Annotated in this window: 15 protein-coding genes and 2 pseudogenes; 10 read left to right on the plus strand and 7 right to left on the minus strand. The window is 50.7% G+C overall.

Features of this window, described 5'->3' with window-relative positions; genetic code table 11:
• Window positions 1–88: 88 nt before the first annotated feature.
• Window positions 89–1,727: pseudogene (locus tag KRAC_RS34195) on the minus strand (nuclease/transposase family protein).
• Window positions 1,728–2,355: 628 nt separating this feature from the next.
• Between KRAC_RS34195 and iscB the strand changes: the two are divergent.
• The 3 genes from iscB to KRAC_RS34210 are packed head-to-tail and all read left to right on the plus strand — an operon-like array spanning window position 2,356 to window position 5,128.
• Complete coding sequence (gene iscB, locus KRAC_RS34200; RefSeq protein ID WP_007915295.1) at window positions 2,356–3,645, plus strand: RNA-guided endonuclease IscB; 1,290 nt, start codon at window positions 2,356–2,358, stop codon at window positions 3,643–3,645.
• A 44-nt stretch (window positions 3,646–3,689) separates the two neighbouring features.
• Entirely contained in the window at window positions 3,690–4,070 is a 381-nt protein-coding gene (locus tag KRAC_RS34205) for a PadR family transcriptional regulator (protein ID WP_007915296.1), read from the plus strand.
• Complete coding sequence (locus KRAC_RS34210; protein ID WP_007915297.1) at window positions 4,067–5,128, plus strand: Stp1/IreP family PP2C-type Ser/Thr phosphatase; 1,062 nt, start codon at window positions 4,067–4,069, stop codon at window positions 5,126–5,128. The genes KRAC_RS34205 and KRAC_RS34210 overlap by 4 nt, the downstream gene beginning before the upstream one ends.
• A gap of 90 nt (window positions 5,129–5,218) precedes the next feature.
• On the opposite strand, the gene KRAC_RS34215 is transcribed toward KRAC_RS34210, so the two are convergent.
• Complete coding sequence (locus tag KRAC_RS34215; protein WP_007915298.1) at window positions 5,219–5,980, minus strand: dienelactone hydrolase family protein; 762 nt, start codon at window positions 5,978–5,980, stop codon at window positions 5,219–5,221.
• 286 nt (window positions 5,981–6,266) lie between these two features.
• Here KRAC_RS34215 and KRAC_RS71980 point away from each other — a divergent pair, with 286 nt between their 5' ends.
• The 3 genes from KRAC_RS71980 (at window position 6,267) to KRAC_RS34225 (ending at window position 7,945) form a co-directional block, all read left to right on the plus strand.
• On the plus strand, window positions 6,267–6,581 hold the full coding sequence (locus KRAC_RS71980; protein WP_157507436.1) for a hypothetical protein: 315 nt from the start codon (window positions 6,267–6,269) through the stop codon (window positions 6,579–6,581).
• A 281-nt stretch (window positions 6,582–6,862) separates the two neighbouring features.
• Entirely contained in the window at window positions 6,863–7,372 is a 510-nt protein-coding gene (locus KRAC_RS34220) for a hypothetical protein (protein WP_007915306.1), read from the plus strand.
• 240 nt (window positions 7,373–7,612) lie between these two features.
• A complete protein-coding gene (locus KRAC_RS34225; RefSeq protein WP_052568793.1) occupies window positions 7,613–7,945 on the plus strand; it encodes a hypothetical protein in 333 nt (110 codons plus the stop codon).
• A gap of 80 nt (window positions 7,946–8,025) precedes the next feature.
• Here KRAC_RS34225 and KRAC_RS34230 read toward each other — a convergent pair whose 3' ends face one another.
• From KRAC_RS34230 to KRAC_RS34240, 3 genes are all read right to left on the minus strand, one after another.
• Window positions 8,026–9,345 (minus strand): IS701 family transposase, encoded by a 1,320-nt coding sequence (locus KRAC_RS34230; RefSeq protein WP_007915310.1) that lies wholly within the window; start codon window positions 9,343–9,345, stop codon window positions 8,026–8,028.
• 89 nt (window positions 9,346–9,434) lie between these two features.
• Window positions 9,435–10,631, minus strand: coding sequence for a macrolide family glycosyltransferase (locus KRAC_RS34235; RefSeq protein WP_007915317.1), 1,197 nt, complete (start codon window positions 10,629–10,631; stop codon window positions 9,435–9,437).
• A 176-nt stretch (window positions 10,632–10,807) separates the two neighbouring features.
• Window positions 10,808–11,446 (minus strand): PadR family transcriptional regulator, encoded by a 639-nt coding sequence (locus tag KRAC_RS34240; RefSeq protein ID WP_007915318.1) that lies wholly within the window; start codon window positions 11,444–11,446, stop codon window positions 10,808–10,810.
• A gap of 347 nt (window positions 11,447–11,793) precedes the next feature.
• Between KRAC_RS34240 and KRAC_RS34245 the strand changes: the two genes are divergently transcribed.
• The 3 genes and pseudogenes from KRAC_RS34245 to KRAC_RS79870 all read left to right on the plus strand — a co-directional run.
• Window positions 11,794–12,399, plus strand: a complete 606-nt coding sequence (locus KRAC_RS34245) for a hypothetical protein (protein WP_157507438.1) — start codon at window positions 11,794–11,796, stop codon at window positions 12,397–12,399.
• A complete protein-coding gene (locus KRAC_RS34250; protein ID WP_075164499.1) occupies window positions 12,399–12,965 on the plus strand; it encodes a hypothetical protein in 567 nt (188 codons plus the stop codon). Before KRAC_RS34245 ends, KRAC_RS34250 begins: the two co-directional genes overlap by 1 nt.
• A gap of 1 nt (window position 12,966) precedes the next feature.
• Window positions 12,967–13,285, plus strand: a pseudogene (locus tag KRAC_RS79870) (glycoside hydrolase family 52 protein); the annotation flags it as partial.
• An 80-nt stretch (window positions 13,286–13,365) separates the two neighbouring features.
• On the opposite strand, the gene KRAC_RS34255 reads toward KRAC_RS79870, so the two are convergent.
• Complete coding sequence (locus tag KRAC_RS34255; RefSeq protein ID WP_007915319.1) at window positions 13,366–14,433, minus strand: ParB/RepB/Spo0J family partition protein; 1,068 nt, start codon at window positions 14,431–14,433, stop codon at window positions 13,366–13,368.
• 59 nt (window positions 14,434–14,492) lie between these two features.
• Complete coding sequence (locus KRAC_RS63050) at window positions 14,493–15,518, minus strand: ParA family protein (RefSeq protein WP_169460977.1); 1,026 nt, start codon at window positions 15,516–15,518, stop codon at window positions 14,493–14,495.
• Between the two features lie 1,050 nt (window positions 15,519–16,568).
• Here KRAC_RS63050 and KRAC_RS34265 point away from each other — a divergent pair.
• Window positions 16,569–18,389 (plus strand): hypothetical protein, encoded by a 1,821-nt coding sequence (locus tag KRAC_RS34265; RefSeq protein ID WP_007915321.1) that lies wholly within the window; start codon window positions 16,569–16,571, stop codon window positions 18,387–18,389.
• The last annotated feature ends 258 nt before the right edge of the window (window positions 18,390–18,647 follow it).

The following is an 18,647-nucleotide window of genomic DNA, read 5'->3' on the forward strand; positions in this document are numbered from 1 at the left end:
ACCTTTTCGAGTTGATAACGTGAGTGTTTGAACACTCACGTTATTTTATTATGTAAATTAGTAAACCAGGCCACTGAAGCTCCCCGCGCTAAAGCGCTGGGGGTTCCAGGGGTTCGGCCCACGCTTCCCGTCCTTCTCGCTTCAGCAAGAAAGCTGGCTCTAGTGGTGGTCCCCCTGAACTTTCGGGCAGACGCGCTCTCGCACGAGTCAAACCCATGCTTCGGGGCAAGGTCTGCCCCTCTTTCGCGCGTTGTGTGAGACGCTCGTGTGCTGCCCGCAGGCGCGCTTCCGCACCTTCCCAATACCCCTGGTATCGGGCACACGAGGGAATGGGGTCTGCTGGATCAAGGTAGGCAGCCAGAAACGCCGAATACAGGTCGCGTTGCACGGGACCCACGCCACACTCGCACTGATGCCAACGCTGCGAAAGCGGCTTCTTGAGCTTCTTGCCACAGCCATGACACCACTGGCTCAGCGCGGTGGTGCGTGTGGGGACGCGCCACCAGGATGCCGCCCGTACTCTCAACGGTGCGCCTCAACAGTTCCACAAACATCCCTGGTGCTCGCAGTCCCACACTCTTGCCAAACTGCCTCTGCCATGCCTTATAGGAAATCTTTTCGATGATGATGGTGGTGCCCAGCTTCACTACCTGATGCACTTTGTGCCCATGCAGGCTCTTGCGATGCGCTACGAGTTTGCGCTCTTTGCTCGCCTTGCGTTGCCGGGTGGCCTGGTAGCGCTTACTCTGCTTCCAGTGCCGCTTTTTCTTGCCTTGTTTTTTGATGCGCCCTTTCTCGTCGTAGTGCTCAGGATTGGCCGCCATACGTTGCCGATCCATCTGCCGTTGCAAGCGACGAATGGCTTTAGCATCAGGAGCCAGTTGTGCACAGAACACCTCCAGGCTTGCCTCTCCTTGCTGGGGAAAGAGGGCCAGGGTGGAGGGACCAAGGTCACCGCCAACAATACTCGTGCCAACTGGGTGTTTTTTCTTTCGGTGGGGCTTGCCCTCCAGTGCCAGTTGCACGACATAGCGATACCCCTCTTCATCAGCGCCCGCCGCTCTGGGGCTGCTGGCAGGACGCTGGATGAGGCGGGCAAACTTGATGCGGTGCCTGAGCCCATGGGTCACCACTTCATCCTTCCAATCGATGAGGGCGGGCAGCGGGTCTCTGTTCCAGAGCAGAGACCCCGCGTTTTCCTCCTCGGGTGGTTGCAGGACGAAGCGCAGGCTGGTATCGTTGCGTTTATTCTCAATGCTGGAGAAGCCGCGTCCTCGGCTCTTGAAACGCACCCGCCTGGCTTGGCCCAGGCAGACGCGATTGAGGGCACGATAGGCGCGAGTGGCCAGAGTTTGGGCCAGCACGGCCTCGATGTGTTCGGCAATCCAGCCCACGCGCAGCCCCTTGACGGCTTCATGCAGGGCGGCTTCGGAGAAGCCATGCGCCTTGCGCAAGGCGGAGAAGGCTGCCGCTCGTTCCGCTTTGTGGGTGCGAGGAAGGGCGCGGGCCTCTTGCCAGGCGGGGTCAGACCTCATGCGGCGCAGGCGCTGTTGTCCTTGGGAGAGGATGGCGTTGTAGAGCTGACGAGCGGCTTCCAGATGGGAGCGCAGGTGGGCGGCTTGCCCTGGATCGACGGCCAGGGGCAGTTCCAGCAGAAAGGTGGGCGTCGCCGGTCGCTTCTCCTGCTGTTCCTTCTTCTTGCGTTGTCCCTGACACTTCTTCGGCATTGTGGCCCCTTCTTCGAACACACACGTGATCTCGATCCACTGACGTCTATTGTACCAGAGGAACGGGAAGAACGCAAGTTCTAGGTATCTGACCCTGCTCTCTTTCCTCTCATCCAGCAGAGGCGGCGATTCATCCCCGGCATCAATGACCGGGGCTTTCTCGCCGCGTTCTCTGTAAAATTGTATACAACCCTGTGATGTTTCTCTGCTGCTAAAAAAATTATTTTCAGCAGAGAAGTAAATAACCTCTTGACAATGCCGATAAAACTATGTTATATATCCATTACAGATATATCAAAGGATGATATACTAAAAGTAAGCATATTAGTAGTGGGTTTATAAGCAGTCAGATAGAAGCAGGTCAGGTACCCCATGCCTAAAGGCAGGGGCTTGTGAAAGCAAGCTCGGACCTGTCCAGACTTAGCCATGGGCCTTCTGCGCGAGGCAGGAGGTTATCAGACTACGATAGAGGAGAAGTGTTCAAGTTCCTACCTACAGGTGCGTGCCAGCCGGTAGCTCTAGAATCTCTGGGTTAAACAGCAAAGCGGGGTCTATGCAGTGCTCAGGGAAAAGTACCGCTCTCTATCATTGTCGAGGCAAACATTACCCTGGAAACAGGAGGCTCAACGTGAGCAATGTTTTTGTGATTGATAGTGACTATAAACCTTTAAATCCGGTGCATCCAGGACACGCGAGGCGCTTGCTCAGGCAAGGGAAAGCAGCCGTGTTTAGACGGTATCCGTTTACCATTGTGCTCAAACGGGTGGTAGAACAGCCAGAGATACAACCCTTGCACCTCAAGCTCGATCCAGGCAGTAAAACGACGGGAATTGCCCTGGTGAACGACACCAACGGCAAAATTGTGTTCGCGGCTGAACTCTCACATCGAGGGCATGCAATTAAAGACAGTCTTGATAGTCGTCGTGCAAGTCGCCAGGGGCGTAGGCAGCGTAAAACACGCTACCGCAAGCCGCGATTTGACAATCGACGGAGGAAGAAGGGATGGTTGCCACCATCGTTAGAAAGTCGCCTTGCCAACATTCTGACGTGGGTAGCTCGCCTGTGTCGATATGCTCCCATTGCCACTCTCAGTCAGGAGCTTGTGAAGTTTGATATGCAATTGATGGAGAACCCCGATATTGCAGGTGTGGAATACCAGCAAGGAACCTTGCAAGGCTATGAGGTCAGGGAATACTTGCTGGAAAAATGGGAACGCACGTGTGCCTATTGTGGCAAACAAGATGTCCCGCTTCAGGTAGAGCATATCCATCCACGTGCCCGTAGTGGTACGAACAGGATGAGCAATCTTACCTTGGCGTGCGAAGCATGCAATACTGCCAAAGGCACTCAGGAGATCGAAGTCTTCTTGAAAAAGAAACCTGACGTGCTCAAGCGTCTTCTCGCTCAGGTCAAAAAGCCACTCAAGGATGCCAGCGCTGTCAATAGCACACGATGTGCTTTGCTCGAACGGCTGAAAGCTATCGGCTTGCCTGTCGAGTGTGGGAGCGGTGGATTGACGAAGTTTAATCGTGCCACGCGAGGACTCCCCAAAACCCACTGGCTCGATGCAGCTTGCGTAGGCAAGAGCACGCCTGATGTGCTTTTGCAGAAGGGAGTCATCCCACTGCGCATCAAAGCGACAGGGCATGGGAGGAGGCAAATGTGTGTGCCTGACAAGTATGGATTCCCGAAGCAGCACAAAGAGCGCAAAAAGACATTTCTTGGGTATCAAACGGGTGATCTGGTCAAAGCCATCACGCCCAAAGGAACATTTGAAGGACGGATAGCCATTCGTCATCGGCCTTCATTCCGACTGGAGAAGGTCGATATTCACCCCAAATATATGCGTTGTGTGCAACGATCCGATGGCTATGAGTATACACAGAAAGGAGTGCGCCATGCTCCTCCCCATGGCTAAAGCCAGGGGTCCCCGCATGGCGCAATTTTTAGATGGATGGTTTCATGAAACACTCACAAAAAAGTCCCGAGGAAATGTTACCTCTCACGCCAGCCGTCTTTCACATTCTGCTGGCGCTGGCGGACAAGGAGCGCCACGGCTATAGTATCATGCAAGAGGTCGCAGCACGGACTGATGGGCAAATGCGTATGGGCCCTGGTACTCTTTATGGCTCGATCAAGCGCATGCTCGCGGACGGGCTGATTGCAGAGTCGAGAGAGCGGCCCGATCCAGATATGGATGATGAGCGTCGACGTTATTATCGGCTAACGGATATGGGGCGTCGCGTTGCCCAGGCTGAGGCATATCGACTTGAGCAGCTTGTCCGTGTGGCACATATCAAACAGCTACTTCCTAATCCAGGTATAGCAGGAGGAATCTTATGAGCATAACGCCAGCCAAACCCCCTTCTCACGTCGGAGAGAGCCTCTACAGTGCACTCCTCTACCTCTACCCACGCCAGTTCAGACAAAAGTATGGTCGGCATATGCGCCAGGTCTTTCTCGACTGCTATACAGATGAGCTACGCCATAATGGTAGCCTGGCTCGTTTCTGGAGTTCGATGTTTTACGATACTGTAGCCAGTGCTGGGTCAGAACATATACTTTCTCTGATAGCTCGTTGTAAGCGCCTGCTTGGTCTGGAACAACGCCACGCACTAGCATCTGCATCCATCAACCTAAATGTTGGCTCACTTACTGACATTGGGCGCAAACGCGCAGTAAATGAAGATACGATGATCTCTATTGTACCAGAAGATCCGAATATCATGGCTCATAAAGGAGCACTTTTCGTTGTCGCCGACGGCATGGGCGGGCATATGCAGGGAGAGATCGCCAGCAATCTCGCAGTTAAGTATATACATGAGACATACTATCAGGATACAAATAAGGATCCCCAAGTAGCGTTGCGTCATGCAACCGAAGCCGCTAATCGTGAGATATGTCGTCACAATGATGAGCAGTTAAGTAATGAAGATAAAGAAGCTCGGAAGAAGGGAATGGGAACGACCTGTGTGGCGGCGGTCCTCAAAGATAACATCATCTACATCGCTAACGTTGGCGACAGCCTGGCTTACATTGTTCGTGGTGATAGCTTGCTCCAACTTGCGCAAGATCATTCATGGGTCGCGGAACAGGTACTCCTGGGAAAATTAACGCCCGAAGAGGCAAAAAATCACGACAAGCGCAACGTTATCACCCGTTGCCTAGGTACTCAAGCCAGTGTAGAGGTTTATACAACATCTGAGCCAGCCCAGGATAATGACGTCCTGGTTCTTTGCACAGACGGACTTCACGCTCTTATCGGCGAAGATGAAATGCGCAGTATTGTGCAACAGTATAGCCCGGAGGAGAGCACACAACGTCTGATCGTGCGAGCAAATGAGCAGGGCGGACCTGATAATATCACCGCAGTTGTGGTGCGCATTTCACTTGCAGCCTAATTATTCATAACGCTAAAGCAAAAGGAGTATCCAACTCAAATAAGGTGAGTTGGACACTCCTTTTGCTTTGCAGGTTAGTTATAACGCAATTTAGCTATGGCTGGCAATAAAACTTAACATCTGTCTCCAGGCATCTGAAGAAGCCTCGGTGTAATCGCTGGCACGGCGATCGAAGAAGCTATGAGGAGCCCCCTCATATACCAGAATCTTCTGCTCGATGCCCTTCTGCTGTAGTTTCGCCTCCAGCTCACGCACATCACTGATGGGAATCCCCTGATCAGCCCCACCAAAGAGACCTAGCACGGGATACACAATTTTATCGACCTGCTCCAGAGCAGTAGCACCACCGCCAAAGGCTCGCTTAAGGCCTGCGTAAAAGGCGATAACGCCCTTAAAACCGAACTCTGAACGAGTGGCAGACTGCAATGAGAGCGCGCCACCCATGCAAAAGCCAACTGGGAAGGTCGCGCCCTGCGCATCAGCATTCTCGCGCAGATAGTTTAATCCAGCCTGCACATCCTGGAAAAAGGTATCCAATTTTACCTGCTGCACATGAGGCATAAACTCGAACGACTCGTCGCGTGAAGATATGCCAGCGGTACGACCGAAATAGTCGATAGCGATAGCCGAAATGCCAACCTCCGCGAAACGTAGCGCCAGCTCTTTATAAAACTGATGTAGACCACGTACATCAGGATAGATGATAACCTGGCCCTTGCCTGGCTTCTCGGGACGCGCAAAGTAGGCCATAAAACGGGTGCCATCCGTGGAAGTTAAAACGACATCATCACCATGAGCAATCCCACGTTCACCATCAGGAATAGGTGGACGCGCATTATCGTCATAGCACATTTATAGATTCTCCTTCTTAACTAAGACACAATCAAGAGATGTTTTTCTGCTAGAAGAAATAGCATCTCGACTTTTTCCTCACGTATAAGTAGATGGAAAAAGTAACATCTCTTGTGTTACCCTGGCCGTATAGGCCAGCCTGATAACCGGGAGATGCTATTTATATTATCTCCCATAAGTCACTTCAAATACAACTACATCATGAAGCGCCAGGCAGAATAAACACACTTTAAACATACATTTTATCCGGAGATAAGCCATCCTGGTTGCCACATAATTATGCCTCTTGTCCACTTTAGATATTGGTGGCGAAGTGATTTCTCTGGCTCGAACTGCAGAGATGTTGCCTCTCATCGCAAGCTCAATTTTTGATTTCGCCACCAATATCACTTTAGGGGTAAACTGCCTGCTTCCTCTGCAGGAGTGGCACTCAGACAGGAGAAAACTTGTGCTCATCGAGAGTGGCAAGCGAGCCGTGAGCCCCCAAATTGATATTGGTGGCGAATTGGTTTCTCTAGCTCAAACCGCAGAGATGTTGTCTCTCGTAGCAAGCTCAATTTTTGATTTCGCCACCAATACCCAAATTGGACAAGAGGCATAATTTTGCCGTAATGGTTTCGTGAAACCATTACGGCAAAATTATGTGGCAACCTGTTATGAAAAGCGGGCAACCAATTTCCTTGTCATAGTCACCCTTGCCTCTATTCTGCTTTGGTTATGAGTTTGCAAACACGCCCTAGCCCTAGGTCGGCAAGCCTGATCTGAAAGGGGTATACTGGAGAGCAAGAAAGAGCACATGGATGCTCAGGGATTCACGGGAGAGTCGAACAAACACCGTGTGCCTCGCGTTCCTAGAAAAAAGTTTTGAGGAGACGACACAACGTGACTTTCGATGTAATAGTACAACAAATGAATGAGTATCGCACAGCTTGTGGCTTTTTCACTGTTCAAGAAACCCTCCAACACATAGGATCGACAAATACGCTCTTGGATCCCTTCTCAACCCTTATTAGTTCTTCCGCCCACATTGGTTCTGGCAATATTTTCTATCCAGGAGTGATCATCGAGGAACTTGGTGAAGCTTATATTTCTCTCGGAAATAACAATCGTTTGTATGCTAACACGATGATTCTGGCTGATGGAGGGCAGATTCTCATTGGCGATGCAAATCAATTTGGGGACGGTGGCTTGACTATCAAAGCAAATACGCCTGGCTCTTCTATCACGATTGGAAATGGCGGGCGATATCTTCTTGGCGCACAGATTCTCAGCCATTCTACTGTTTTAGGAAAAGGGTCACAGATTCTCGGAGCGATTACCGTCCAGGATTGTATCTTGACAGCTGGTGCCGATTATCGAAACCCTGATCCAGACCTGCGGGGAGTGTTTTAAAAGGAGGAGGACTGGCACGAAATCTGACGATTGGGCAAGGTGAGGTACTCAACGGCCAGGTTTTTTTTCAAGCCCATCAGATTCAAAGGCAGTCTTTCTATCATCCACAACGGTAAGCGCCCCCTGATGGTTTGACAGGAGATTTCTGATGGCAAGAAAGCAAGCGCGTCCTCCAGCGATACGGCAGGTGATACTTGAACCCTACCAGATTACCTGTCGAGCTTGTGGAGCCGAATGCGGATGGGGCACCACAGCCATCGGACAGTGACGACGTTACAAGGAGTCACGCGATTAACTCTGAAGGTCTATCAGTGTCGCAATCAGATATGTTCACGCTTCCATCAGCCAACGCGACCAGAGGAAGAGGGAGGATGGGCCTTGCCGCATGGGGAATTCAGACTGGACGTGATTGCTCTCGTGGGGATGCAGCGCTGCATCTCACAGATTCATGAGGAATTGCTCAAACGAGGCCTCGTGCTGGCCCAGCGTACGGTGACCGATCAGCTTTATCGTTATGAAGAACTGCTTGCCTTGCACCTGGCCGACCACCAGCGGCTAGTCCTACAGTTGTAAATGACCTACAAGAGCGCAGCGGCGCTTGTAATGGCAAAGGCGCGCAAGTGCTTGGTGCGTACGTCGCCAACATGACCAGCTCAGATAGTAGGCAAACGAGAAAAGTTGACCCCCGACGAGACGAAAAAACAGCCGCCGAATTTCCGCAACACTGAGAGGAACCAGCACTGGGAGGTCAGAAGGAATCTGGGCTTGAACAGAGTCGGCTGTTTCTGACTGTGATGAGGAGAGCGCAGGCTCAGCGTTTTTTTGAGTGTGTGCTCTGCCTCATTCGCGCGTAAGGCGGCTAAGAAAGCTAAACTCAACATTGATAAGGTAATATGCCGGTACCATCCATGCCAGGAACGGACCTCGTACTCATCCAAGCCTACTTCTCCTTTCCCTTCCTCAAAACACTGTTCCATTGTCCAGCGTGCGCCAAAAGCCTCCACCATTTCCTCTAAAGAAGTACCCGTGGGAGCAAAAACCAGGACATAAGTCATCTCCGCAGGATCAGCTCCCTCGTCCAGGCTTCGTCGGATCAGCAGCCAGCGCTGCCATCCACTGATTTCTGGAGCAACAAGTTCGATGCGCGCCCACGCAAAGAGGCGTGGTCCTTTGCTCCCTGCGCCCGCACTCAATACCTGCCACTCCTCTCTTGTGAGGGCCTGAGCAAGCTGATCCACTCGTGATCGCCCGCCCTGCACCTCTCCCTGCTCCTTGCATGTCACGGCCAGGGCATATGCCTGCTTGCGAGCTTCCAGAGCGGCTCGCAGTTTCTGTGAACTCCCATAGACGGTATCACCTGTCACCCAGGCAACCGGGAGACCGGAATCCAAGGTTCGTTCCAGCATACGTTGTGCCAGCTCTGGTTTGGTCGCGAACGTAATTTCAGCTGGCACATGAGCTTCTCGGCAGCGTTCCTGGTCATCAGTCCAGCTTTTCGGCAAATACAATTCTCGATCAAGCAAAGTGTGTCCACGCGAGCTGGCGTAGGCAAGAAACACGCCGATTTGACAATTTTCAATTCGTCCAGCGGTGCCACTGTACTGTCGCTGCACGCCGACCGATTTCGTGCCTTTCTTCAGAAAACCGGTTTCATCGATGACCACCACTGCACGGGAAGCGGCGAGGTTCTCCGAGATATAGGCACGCAATTCGTCTCGCACTCCGTCGCAATCCCATTTGGCCCGATCGAGCACATGTTGTATGGCGTAGGGCGTGGCCTCCCCCATCGCTTCTGCCACTTGCCACCCATTTTTGCGTTCTACAGAACTCATCAAGCCCCGGATGTAAGCCAGCGCTCGATGACGAGGCTCTGATCGGAGAAAATACGGTCCAAGTCGTTGACCGAAAGCATGAAAAGCCGTGCTCCAAATCTCTTCAGGAGAGGGGAGAGAGTCGAGGGAGAGAGGAATCACGAGTGGTTCTCCTGTCTTGAGGTCGGCGTATCCATATCTGAAAACTGTCGGCTTCGGTCTGGATACGCTGACCCCTCTTCGTCAACGTATCATGCTTCCATTGATCGAGAATGCGTGAGAGATGCCCGTTTGTAGGCAAAATCAAGAATAGCATCGGTGGCACGCTGATACCCACCAGCAGCACGCACCTGCTGTTGCATCGCCTGGACGTATTGGGTGATGGAGGGATCTTGCTGGACACGCGCAACCGCTTCGCGTAAGTGTTCCGCGGTCGCGTTTTCCTGGGTCAGGGCAGCGCCCAGTTCCAGTTCTTCGACGCGGCGCGCGGTTATCTCCTGTTCCATCATCTGGGGAATGACGACCAGAGGAACGCCAAAGTAGAGACTTTCCATGATGCTGTTCATCCCACCATGAGTGACAAAGACGCTGGTGCGCTGCAGCATCTCCAACTGAGGGACAGAGGGGGCGAGCAAGAAATTAGCCGGCGCAGGTCCCAGTACTGCCGGATCGAGGCGTTTTCCATGAGAAAGCACGACCTGGGAAGGGAGCTCACCAAAGGCTTGAAAGCAGAGCCGGAAAAAGTCGGGCCGATGGTTGAAGGCGGTGCCCAGGGAAATGTAGAGGACCGGCTGATCTCCCAGGCGTTCCCAAGGAAATGCTGGCGCATCCTGGCGCGGGAGCAGTGACGGACCCACGAAGACAAAACGCTCATCGAAGGTTTCGCCAGCCGGTTGGAAGGCGCGTGGGAGAAACACAACGTTGAGACCTTCCGCGTGGGCAACAAACTGGCGCAGATCAAACGGGGGTAGATGGTAGGTCGCGCTGAGCTCTGCAGAGCTGACCTGGAAGCGCTCAAGCAGTTCGGATGGAAATGGCATGGAAGCATCCGACCGCGCTGTGAACAGGCCAAAATGCTCATTGGCAGCGTAACTGGCACGCAAGACAATCGTCTCGACCTGGAGCACCTGAGCGACAATACGTCCCCAGAGGCACATGGCCTCGTAGAGAAGAGCATCGGGCTGCTCCGCGCGAATAGACTCCAGGACCTGGGGGAGGACACGGCGACTTTCCTCCGCCATCTTTAAGGGCATGGGTCCCGGCCCTATCCCTTCCAGGAAAGACTCATAGGGGCGGAAGATGGCTCCCGTTGCCTCAATGGCTGCGCGGAATTCTTCAGTCAGGTAGTAGATAACCTGCTCGCCACGTTGGATAAGTTCTTGCACGATAGGCAGTGTCGGGTTCACATGTCCAGTGGCTGGGACATTCAAAAAGATGTATTTTTTCATAGAGTATCCTCCATCTATTCGTGTTTGATGTCGTTGCACGAGAGAGGATCGCTTGCATCAGCATGGTAAAATCAGAAGCAGGCGGTCTCCGCTCAGGAGCATGGTGACCAGGTTTTCCAGGCTCAGGCACCATTGCTCCGTCCACAGCAGTTTCTTTCCCCTTGCGTCACTTTTTCTCAGTCAGGAAGCATCCCTCCTTTCTCGAAATCCTCGGGATCGACGTGTTTTTCTGCCTCATCTTGATGGGTCATGTGTTCACGAATCTCTTTTGCCCAGGCGATCTCTCCCTGCCACTGGTCTGCTTGATGTCGCATTAATCGCTCTGAAATGGCACGGAAATGCGGGCTGAACTTGTGCCTCTGAGCAGGATCTGAGACCACCTGGAGGAGATCACGCCTTTCTGAGTGGAGATAGAGCACCAGTGTTTCACAGTAGGTGATGTAATGGTTCAAGAGATGGAGACGTTCATCAGGCTGGAGAAAGTCCAGATACAGCACTTTCAAACGAAACAGACGTTGGTAGTCTCCTGGGTTAGAGATGGTATCGATCATCAATTGGTGAAAGCGCATCCGCCCTGCCGGGGTAATCTCATAGGTCGTCCGTGTCTGCTGGCGACCGCGTTGTCTCGTCGTGGCCTCTTGTCCCTCATCAAGCTTTTTGATGAATCCCGATTGCTCAAGTTTTGTGAGTAAAGGATACAGGGTGCCGAGACTGATTTTGGCCCAGGGGCCAATCATGTCACTGGCAATTTTGGCTATTTGATAGCCATGCTCAGGAGCACACATGAGCTGGGCAAGAATGAACAATTCATACATGAGCGAGCCCTCTTCTTCTCAGACAAGCCAGGTACTGAGCTTTTGTCTACACTACTTCTATTAGATATATCTAATAGAAGTAGTGTAGACGACGAAAGAGGTGATGTCAAGGGGACGCTGAGGCAGGGACTCGTTTGGTTCCACGTCGGCCTTCCCTCTTTTTCAGAAGGAGGAAATATCTCGAATCAATCTTGGTTTGGCAGAGCAGTGGTCATCTACAACTGTAGGACTAGTGCTGCGTTCGTTAAATCCGGTAACAAAAAGGATACGCCAATGGAGCCAACTCAGGTGAATTTCTCCGTGTTTTTGTTATATCGTATTTGATGAATGCAGCACTAGGTGAGCGATTGAAAGACCAGAAGCAGGTGATCCTGGCGCTTAATGGGTTGCAACCGGATGTGGGACACGAGGTGTTATGGGTACTGCGCAATTGCTGTTCGGGAGAGGTGCTGGTGGCGCGTAGTCTCTTAGGTGCCACAGAGAATGACCTGGTTCCGTTACTGGAGGCGGCTGCGAGCCTTTGCCGGAAACTGGACATTCCCATCGCCGGAGTGATCACTGATGGGCAATGCTCCATCCGCAACGCGGTGGCGAGCGCATTGCCGGGTATTCCCCACCAATTATGCCATTTTCATTACCTACGTGAGGCCGCTAAACCGATTGCTGCCGCTGATCTGCATGCGAAGAATGAACTGAAGAAGCAGGTTCGTGGGGTGCGTCCGATTGAACGCGCCTTGGAAGAGCGCGCGGATGACGAGGCCGAAGCCATCCGTGGCTATTGCCTGGCGGTAAGGAGTGCGTTGACTGATGATGGGCGACTACCTCTGGATGCCGATGGCTTGAAGCTCAAAGAGCGTCTCCAGGACATCTCCGACTCGATTGCCCGCGTTGCGCAAAAAAGGGGCTCCCCGACGAACTCAGCTGTCTCCAACAACGTGTGCGAGCTGGGCTGATGGCAACCGAGGGACTCTGGCCTGCCATCCAACAAGCCTATGCATGGGTGCATCAGGCGGCCCACCTCCTCGCCAATGCCGAGCAACGCGGTGTAGAGACCCTGAAACAGGATTACCAGCACCTTCTGTCCATCATAGCGCAACAGCAAGATCTGTCCGGAATATTGGCCCCTGCGATATCGCACTTCCAGAAAGTCACTACCAGCTACTGGGATGGTCTCTTTGCATGCTACCAGGTGAAAGATTTGCCTCGGACAAACAACGACCTGGAACAGTTCTTTGGCACAGCTCGCCACATAGAGCGGCGCATGACCAGACGGAAACGGGCGTCGCCGACGCTTGTCGTGCGCGGCTCGGTACGCGTGGTCGTGGCAGGAGCCAGTCGAATCATTTCGATCTCGGCGGCAGAACTACGCCCTTCTGATATCACCGCCTGGCGTGTACTGCGTCAGACACTCGACTATCGTGACGAGGGCCGTCGCAAGCAACTCCGCTTCCGCCGCGATTCACAGGTCTATCTTGCTTCATTGGAACAAAGTTTCTTCAGATTAGGCTTGCCGACCTAGCCTAGCCCATGCGATTCATAGCTACTATGGCAGAACGAAACTGCTGGATTACCAGAGACAACCACTATGAGGTAGTCAATGAGGGTGAATATTGCATGATAAACACCTTTGATCCGACAGTTGATCAGCTTTTTTAAGGACTACGCTTTAGCCCATGGACAGTAAAGAATGTGCTTGATTTCTATGCGATGCGTTATAGCTATGAGGATACTGTGCGTTTTCCAGGTGCCTTCACTGAGCATTCTGGCGGCATTAGTTTCACCCATGATATGGGGGTCGCCAACGTCTTCTCTCCTCCCCACTACTCAGCATCAGAAATGCTTTCTTGAAGCAACTTAAAAAGGAGCAGACATACGCGAAATGAGTATGTCTGCTCCTTTTTAAGTTGCTTCAAGAAAAGTTACTTCACAGAGCTGACTATTTGCTGCACCATATCCTGAATTTGTAGCAAGAGATCGTGCTCTTCTTCAAAGATTTCATCATCATCACTTCTAGCAGACACTAACCTCTGGTAGTCGCTCAGGTAGCGCAGAATCGTCTTAAGCTTTGTCTTACGCACACGCTCTTGAGACATGTTGGTAACCTTAGAAGGCTCACCCTGATCACTTTCTGTGAGGCGCTCTCTGGCAGAAGCCGATGCTGAACTCTGTTCAGCAGAGACGCTTATTTCACTCGCCAGTACAGCATTTACATTGGCACTTGCAGCACTCTCATCCTCAGCCAGCATACCTTCACGTTTTCGACGCTTGAGTTCTTCAATATATCCGGGAAGGTCTTCAGTCGTAAGCTTTCTATTAAGCAGCTGCGCAATAATCTGAGCGCGCTCTGTGACATCTTCAATATCAAGCAGGTAGATGACAGCACGCATACTATCTGTCTTCATCTCGACAAAAGCCTGGATATCTGCCGGTGCTTTTGCCAGGCGCAAACGGTTGCGTACATAGCCACGATCTTTCTTAATCGCGCTTGCAACCTCTACCTGAGTCAGTCCCATCTGGTCAATCATAATCAAGAAAAGCTTGCCCTCTTCCAAAGGTGAGAGATCCTCGCGCTGAATATTCTCTGTCGCGGCCAGAGTAGCCATATCTTGATCAGACCATGAATGAACAATAACCGGCAGTTTCTTGAGGCCCGCTCGCTTAGCGGCTTCGCGCCGTCGATGGCCAGCAGTTAATTGATAAGTGCCAGGACGTTGAGGGTGAGGGCGCGCAACCAACACGCCCTGGAAGCCGTGGCTAGCAATAGTCTCTGAAAGTTGCTGTAGGCTCTCTTCCTCCATGGCTACACGAGGCTGAAAAGGATTATCAAACAACAAATCGATATCGATTTGTTGGGGCTGCTTTTCGTGAAGCAAGCGCTGCTCTTCTTCCTGAACCTTGGAAGTAAAAATGCTTGAAGCAAGGCCATTGGCGGTTGCTGTCCTGAGGTAACCTACATCTAAGGCTGATTTTTTAGATCTCCCTGGCACACGTTCCTCCTAGCGTTTAACGGTTTCAATAGCAGAGAAAGCTCGATTGAACAGTGTAATTACAATGTGTCTGCATGAATGGCCTGTACGACTCGCTCAACGGGTTCGCGAGCTGGTCCACCTACAGACCGGAGGAGTTCTTCCAGCAGACGCCAATAATCCTTAGCATGTTCACTATATGGATCACTGATTACAACAACGGAGCGCCTGTTCGCCGCGTTAGTAAACACAGCGCTCTGGCGCAAGTATGAATCAAAACAAGAAATACCCAATTCCTTTGAAAGGTCCCCTCGTAGGGTATCTATGATTTCCTGGTGACCTTTGTATTTTTGTACCTTTGTGAAAACGACACCTGCAATAACCAGACTAGGATTAAGCGAATCGTCCTTCACCTGGTGAACCACCTGGAGCAAGTCTCCCAATCCCTGGACAGATAACACCTCTGGAATCAGGGGTATGAAAAGGACCTGTGACGCACACAATGCATTAACCGTCAAAACTCCAAGCGAAGGATTAGTGTCAATCAAGATGTAGTCATATTGACTGGCTACAGGAGCTAAAGCTCGTCGCAGGAGTACTGGCCAGGTTAGCTTGCCTCGTAGTTCTCCATCAGCAGCACTTGCACGCATATTGATAGGAATCAAATCTGGGCCATGCACAACCTCGCCACGCGCTTGATTTGTCCCAGGATCAAAAAATGCAAGTGACTCCGAATCAATACACGTAGGGAGAATAATATCTTTTAACGCAACCTTACCTAGAAGTACATCATATAAAGTATGTTCTAGTGTGTTACGCTCATAGCCAAAAGTAAATGTTAAATGTCCCTGAGGATCACTATCTATTGCCAGAACACGAAAACCAAGTCGGGAAAGCATCACAGCTAGATTCGCCGTTGAGGTAGTCTTAGTAACTCCTCCCTTTTCGTTTACAGCAGCTAAAACAATTGCTTCCGTCTGCCTCTGATCATTCATACGTACATCCTTCCCACTGCGTAAGCCAATCTCAAAACCAAAAGCCTTACCGACCTTTTTTCTCTTCTTCCTCGTCATCTCCACCACCTCCAATTTTGTCAGTCCCATCATACCATTAGCCATTTTGACTTGCAATGCTTAAACCACTTTTTTAAAGCCAATCCTAAAAAGTTGTTACACAATGGTTTCGCGAAACCATTGTGTAACAACTTTTTAGGAGGATTTTCCTCACTGCATAGCGAAATTACAAGTTCTTAATAATTAAGAAGCAAATTGGAACAAGAAATAGTGGTTCAGTTAGTCAGTCAATACTTTTCGCGTATATAGTAAACAATCTTAAAGAGAAGATTTTCCTCAGAAAAAATGGTATTATATGATATAGAGAGACAAAACAATAACATCATTTTTCTGTTTTGCGCAACTTATGTGATCAGTAGCTTGAGTCAGCTTAACACTATCAAAATAAGTTACGTTTGTTTCTATTACATATCATAACGGTATAATCTCAGTTGCTGATAGCTTTCCCTAACGATGCCTAGACAGTACTCCAATTTAAAAACTAAAGGATTATCGAGAAAAAGAAAATAATCCGGTAACCTTAAGAGTAAGTATAACTGTTTCCATGTGTAGAGTGAACTACCACTGAGCTGAAGACGCAGCGGCTTCTTCGGAAGTCACTGAAAACTTGGTTCTGTAGCTTCTTCGGAAGTCTGAGTTCACCAGACTCAGCCCCAGAAATGGGCGCTCCGTTCGAATAGGTCATGACACCTGCGGTTGACGCATCAGACCGCTGCTCTGTCGCTGAGAGTTAAGTAGGCTTGAGGGAAGGGCCGGTGCTCTCAGCAGAAAAAGCCTTTTGAACCTTGTCGAGATGAAGTCGAATTCCCTTCGTGGTTATAGCGAAGGGATACGCACCACCTGCCTTCGGGCAGAGTTTTTTGAGTCAATGGATCGTCTCTTGCTCAAAAGAACAAGAGGCGGTCCGGCGATTCATCCACGAGGCTGAAGACCTCGTGGTTTTCTCGCCACGCCTATATAAAAAGGAGCTTGATCCTATTTATTTTTTGAGCACTGAGGGGAGTGGCAACCAGATCTCTCGTAAGAATAGGTAAAAAACCAAATATATAGAAGATTTCTCCCTACTAGCGAAGGAGCTTTAATGTGATAACAGGTATGTGGACGATATGGGGCACCGATCCCGATACACATCAGGAAATCTGGTACTGGCATCCTCCTATCGTTCCGGTCGAAGAGGACGCTGAACAGCTACGTGCCGATAAATGGGTTCCCGTTGATCCAGAGCAACAACACACCCTCTTTTTAACACTCCTTGGCCAGTTAGCCGAAATCCGCTATCTCAAAAAAGATGCAGATGATACTGTTGAAGCCTGGGTCCAGCAAGAAGATATGGTCTACGCCAGTACTACCCCAGTTGTTCTGGCCTTTTATCTGCCTGAGCATCTACGAGGCGCAACTGCTTCCTCCTCTATTTCGCCTTCTGTTGCAGATATCGCAGACGTCCCTTCAATGCCGCTACTGGTAGGCGACACCCTTGCTTCCGTCCAATTTGGAGAGGTTGCCCTGGTCGCCGATCCAAGCGCTGGTGGCTGGCATCCATATCGCCTCCAGTTTCTTGGCGAGGAGGGACTAGCTATTCAGCAGCAAATGCTTCGAGAAATCACACAGCTTGAGGTAGATGCCCGCACCAGTCGTAGCCACAAGCGCTTTAAGACACGCCTGCTCAAATCTTATCAGGTGGCCGTCCGCCAGGAACGCTATTTGAAATTGCACCAGTTGGCGCAAAAACTTGCAGAGCTTTACTGGAAAAGCTATCAAGGCCTCTCACCTCGCACTTCAACTACATCTCTTATTCGAACACTTCCGGAAACCCCCTATGTGGTCGGCAAGGGCACGATCATTCCTGCTCCTCAGCCAGTACAGGCTGTTCTCGCAGCTTATAGTAACGCCCAGGCTGGAGCAGAAGATTGGGATACTATTAAAAGTGTCCCTACATTTGTCTACAACAAAGAAAATGGAACTACACATGTTGAGTTCCGTCCTAGCGATCCCAGTACTCAACTTGATAATGCGACTATTCAGTCACTCTGGTCTCAGGTACGCCAACTCTCTGACATCGATGGGGATGTGCTAATCGCGATGCTAGCCCAGGCTATTGCGGCGCCTCATGATGAAAAAGACGGTGTGTGGATTACGGGAAAACTTATCCTCGATTATCGGGGAATTTCGCCCATCATGAAGCGTGAAAACGGGAAGCTACGACGTGCAGGTCATCGTCAGGAGGATCTTGCAGATGTTGCAGCCTGCATGAGTCGTATGAGCAATACCTGGATACGTGTCGAACAGTGGATTGAGGATGATCGTGAGCATTCAGGGCGTAGTAAATCGCGTTCAAAGAAAGAGCCAAAAACATATCTTTACACTCGCGAAAGCCGCTTAATTAATGTAACTGACATTATTCGTCAACATGAATTACAGCAAATCAACGGCAAACCTCCCATGGAACAACCACAAAATAGTATAGCGATTGCCTGGCGCTACCAAGTAGGTAGCTGGGTGGAACCATTTCTGCAAGGGGCGAACCGACAGGTTGCCTGGCTTTTACAACAGGTGCTCAGCTACGATCCTTATCACGAAACGTGGGAGAAACGCCTGGCACGCTACTTCACTTTCCACATGCGTATCAATTCGACCAAGGGAGGAGTCATCATTGAACGTGAGGTGGGAAAAATTATAGAGGAATTAAGTCTTCCAGTAAATCAACGTGATCCAGATCGAACACGTAAACGCTTCGAAAAAGCCATGGATCGCTTACAAGCTGATTTATTAGTATCAGAATGGATTTATGCATCGGATAATCCTCCTCTGCCTAAACGCAAGTGGTTACCAACATGGCTACAATATCGTATCAGGATAGCCGCGACCTCGGCACTCCAAAACCACTATTTGCCTGAGGCAAATTGATCCCTGGATGTCGCACTCTCTGCACAATTCGGTTTATTGTTAGGGAGTGCGACTATACTCCCAAACTTTTGAGTAAAGAAGTTTCCTTACTAACACAATAATCTGACACAAAAGTAGTCCATCATCCTCATCGCCACATCTTTAATTTTAAAAACTTCGTCATCCACATTTGCGCATACCGCTACGTTATCACGCGCGTAGCTAATTCCACTCCTATCCTGATGGCAAAAATCAACAGGCAAAATACCAGACTCGCTT

Origin of the sequence: Ktedonobacter racemifer DSM 44963, from assembly GCF_000178855.1 — a bacterium.
GTDB classification, from domain to species: domain Bacteria; phylum Chloroflexota; class Ktedonobacteria; order Ktedonobacterales; family Ktedonobacteraceae; genus Ktedonobacter; species Ktedonobacter racemifer.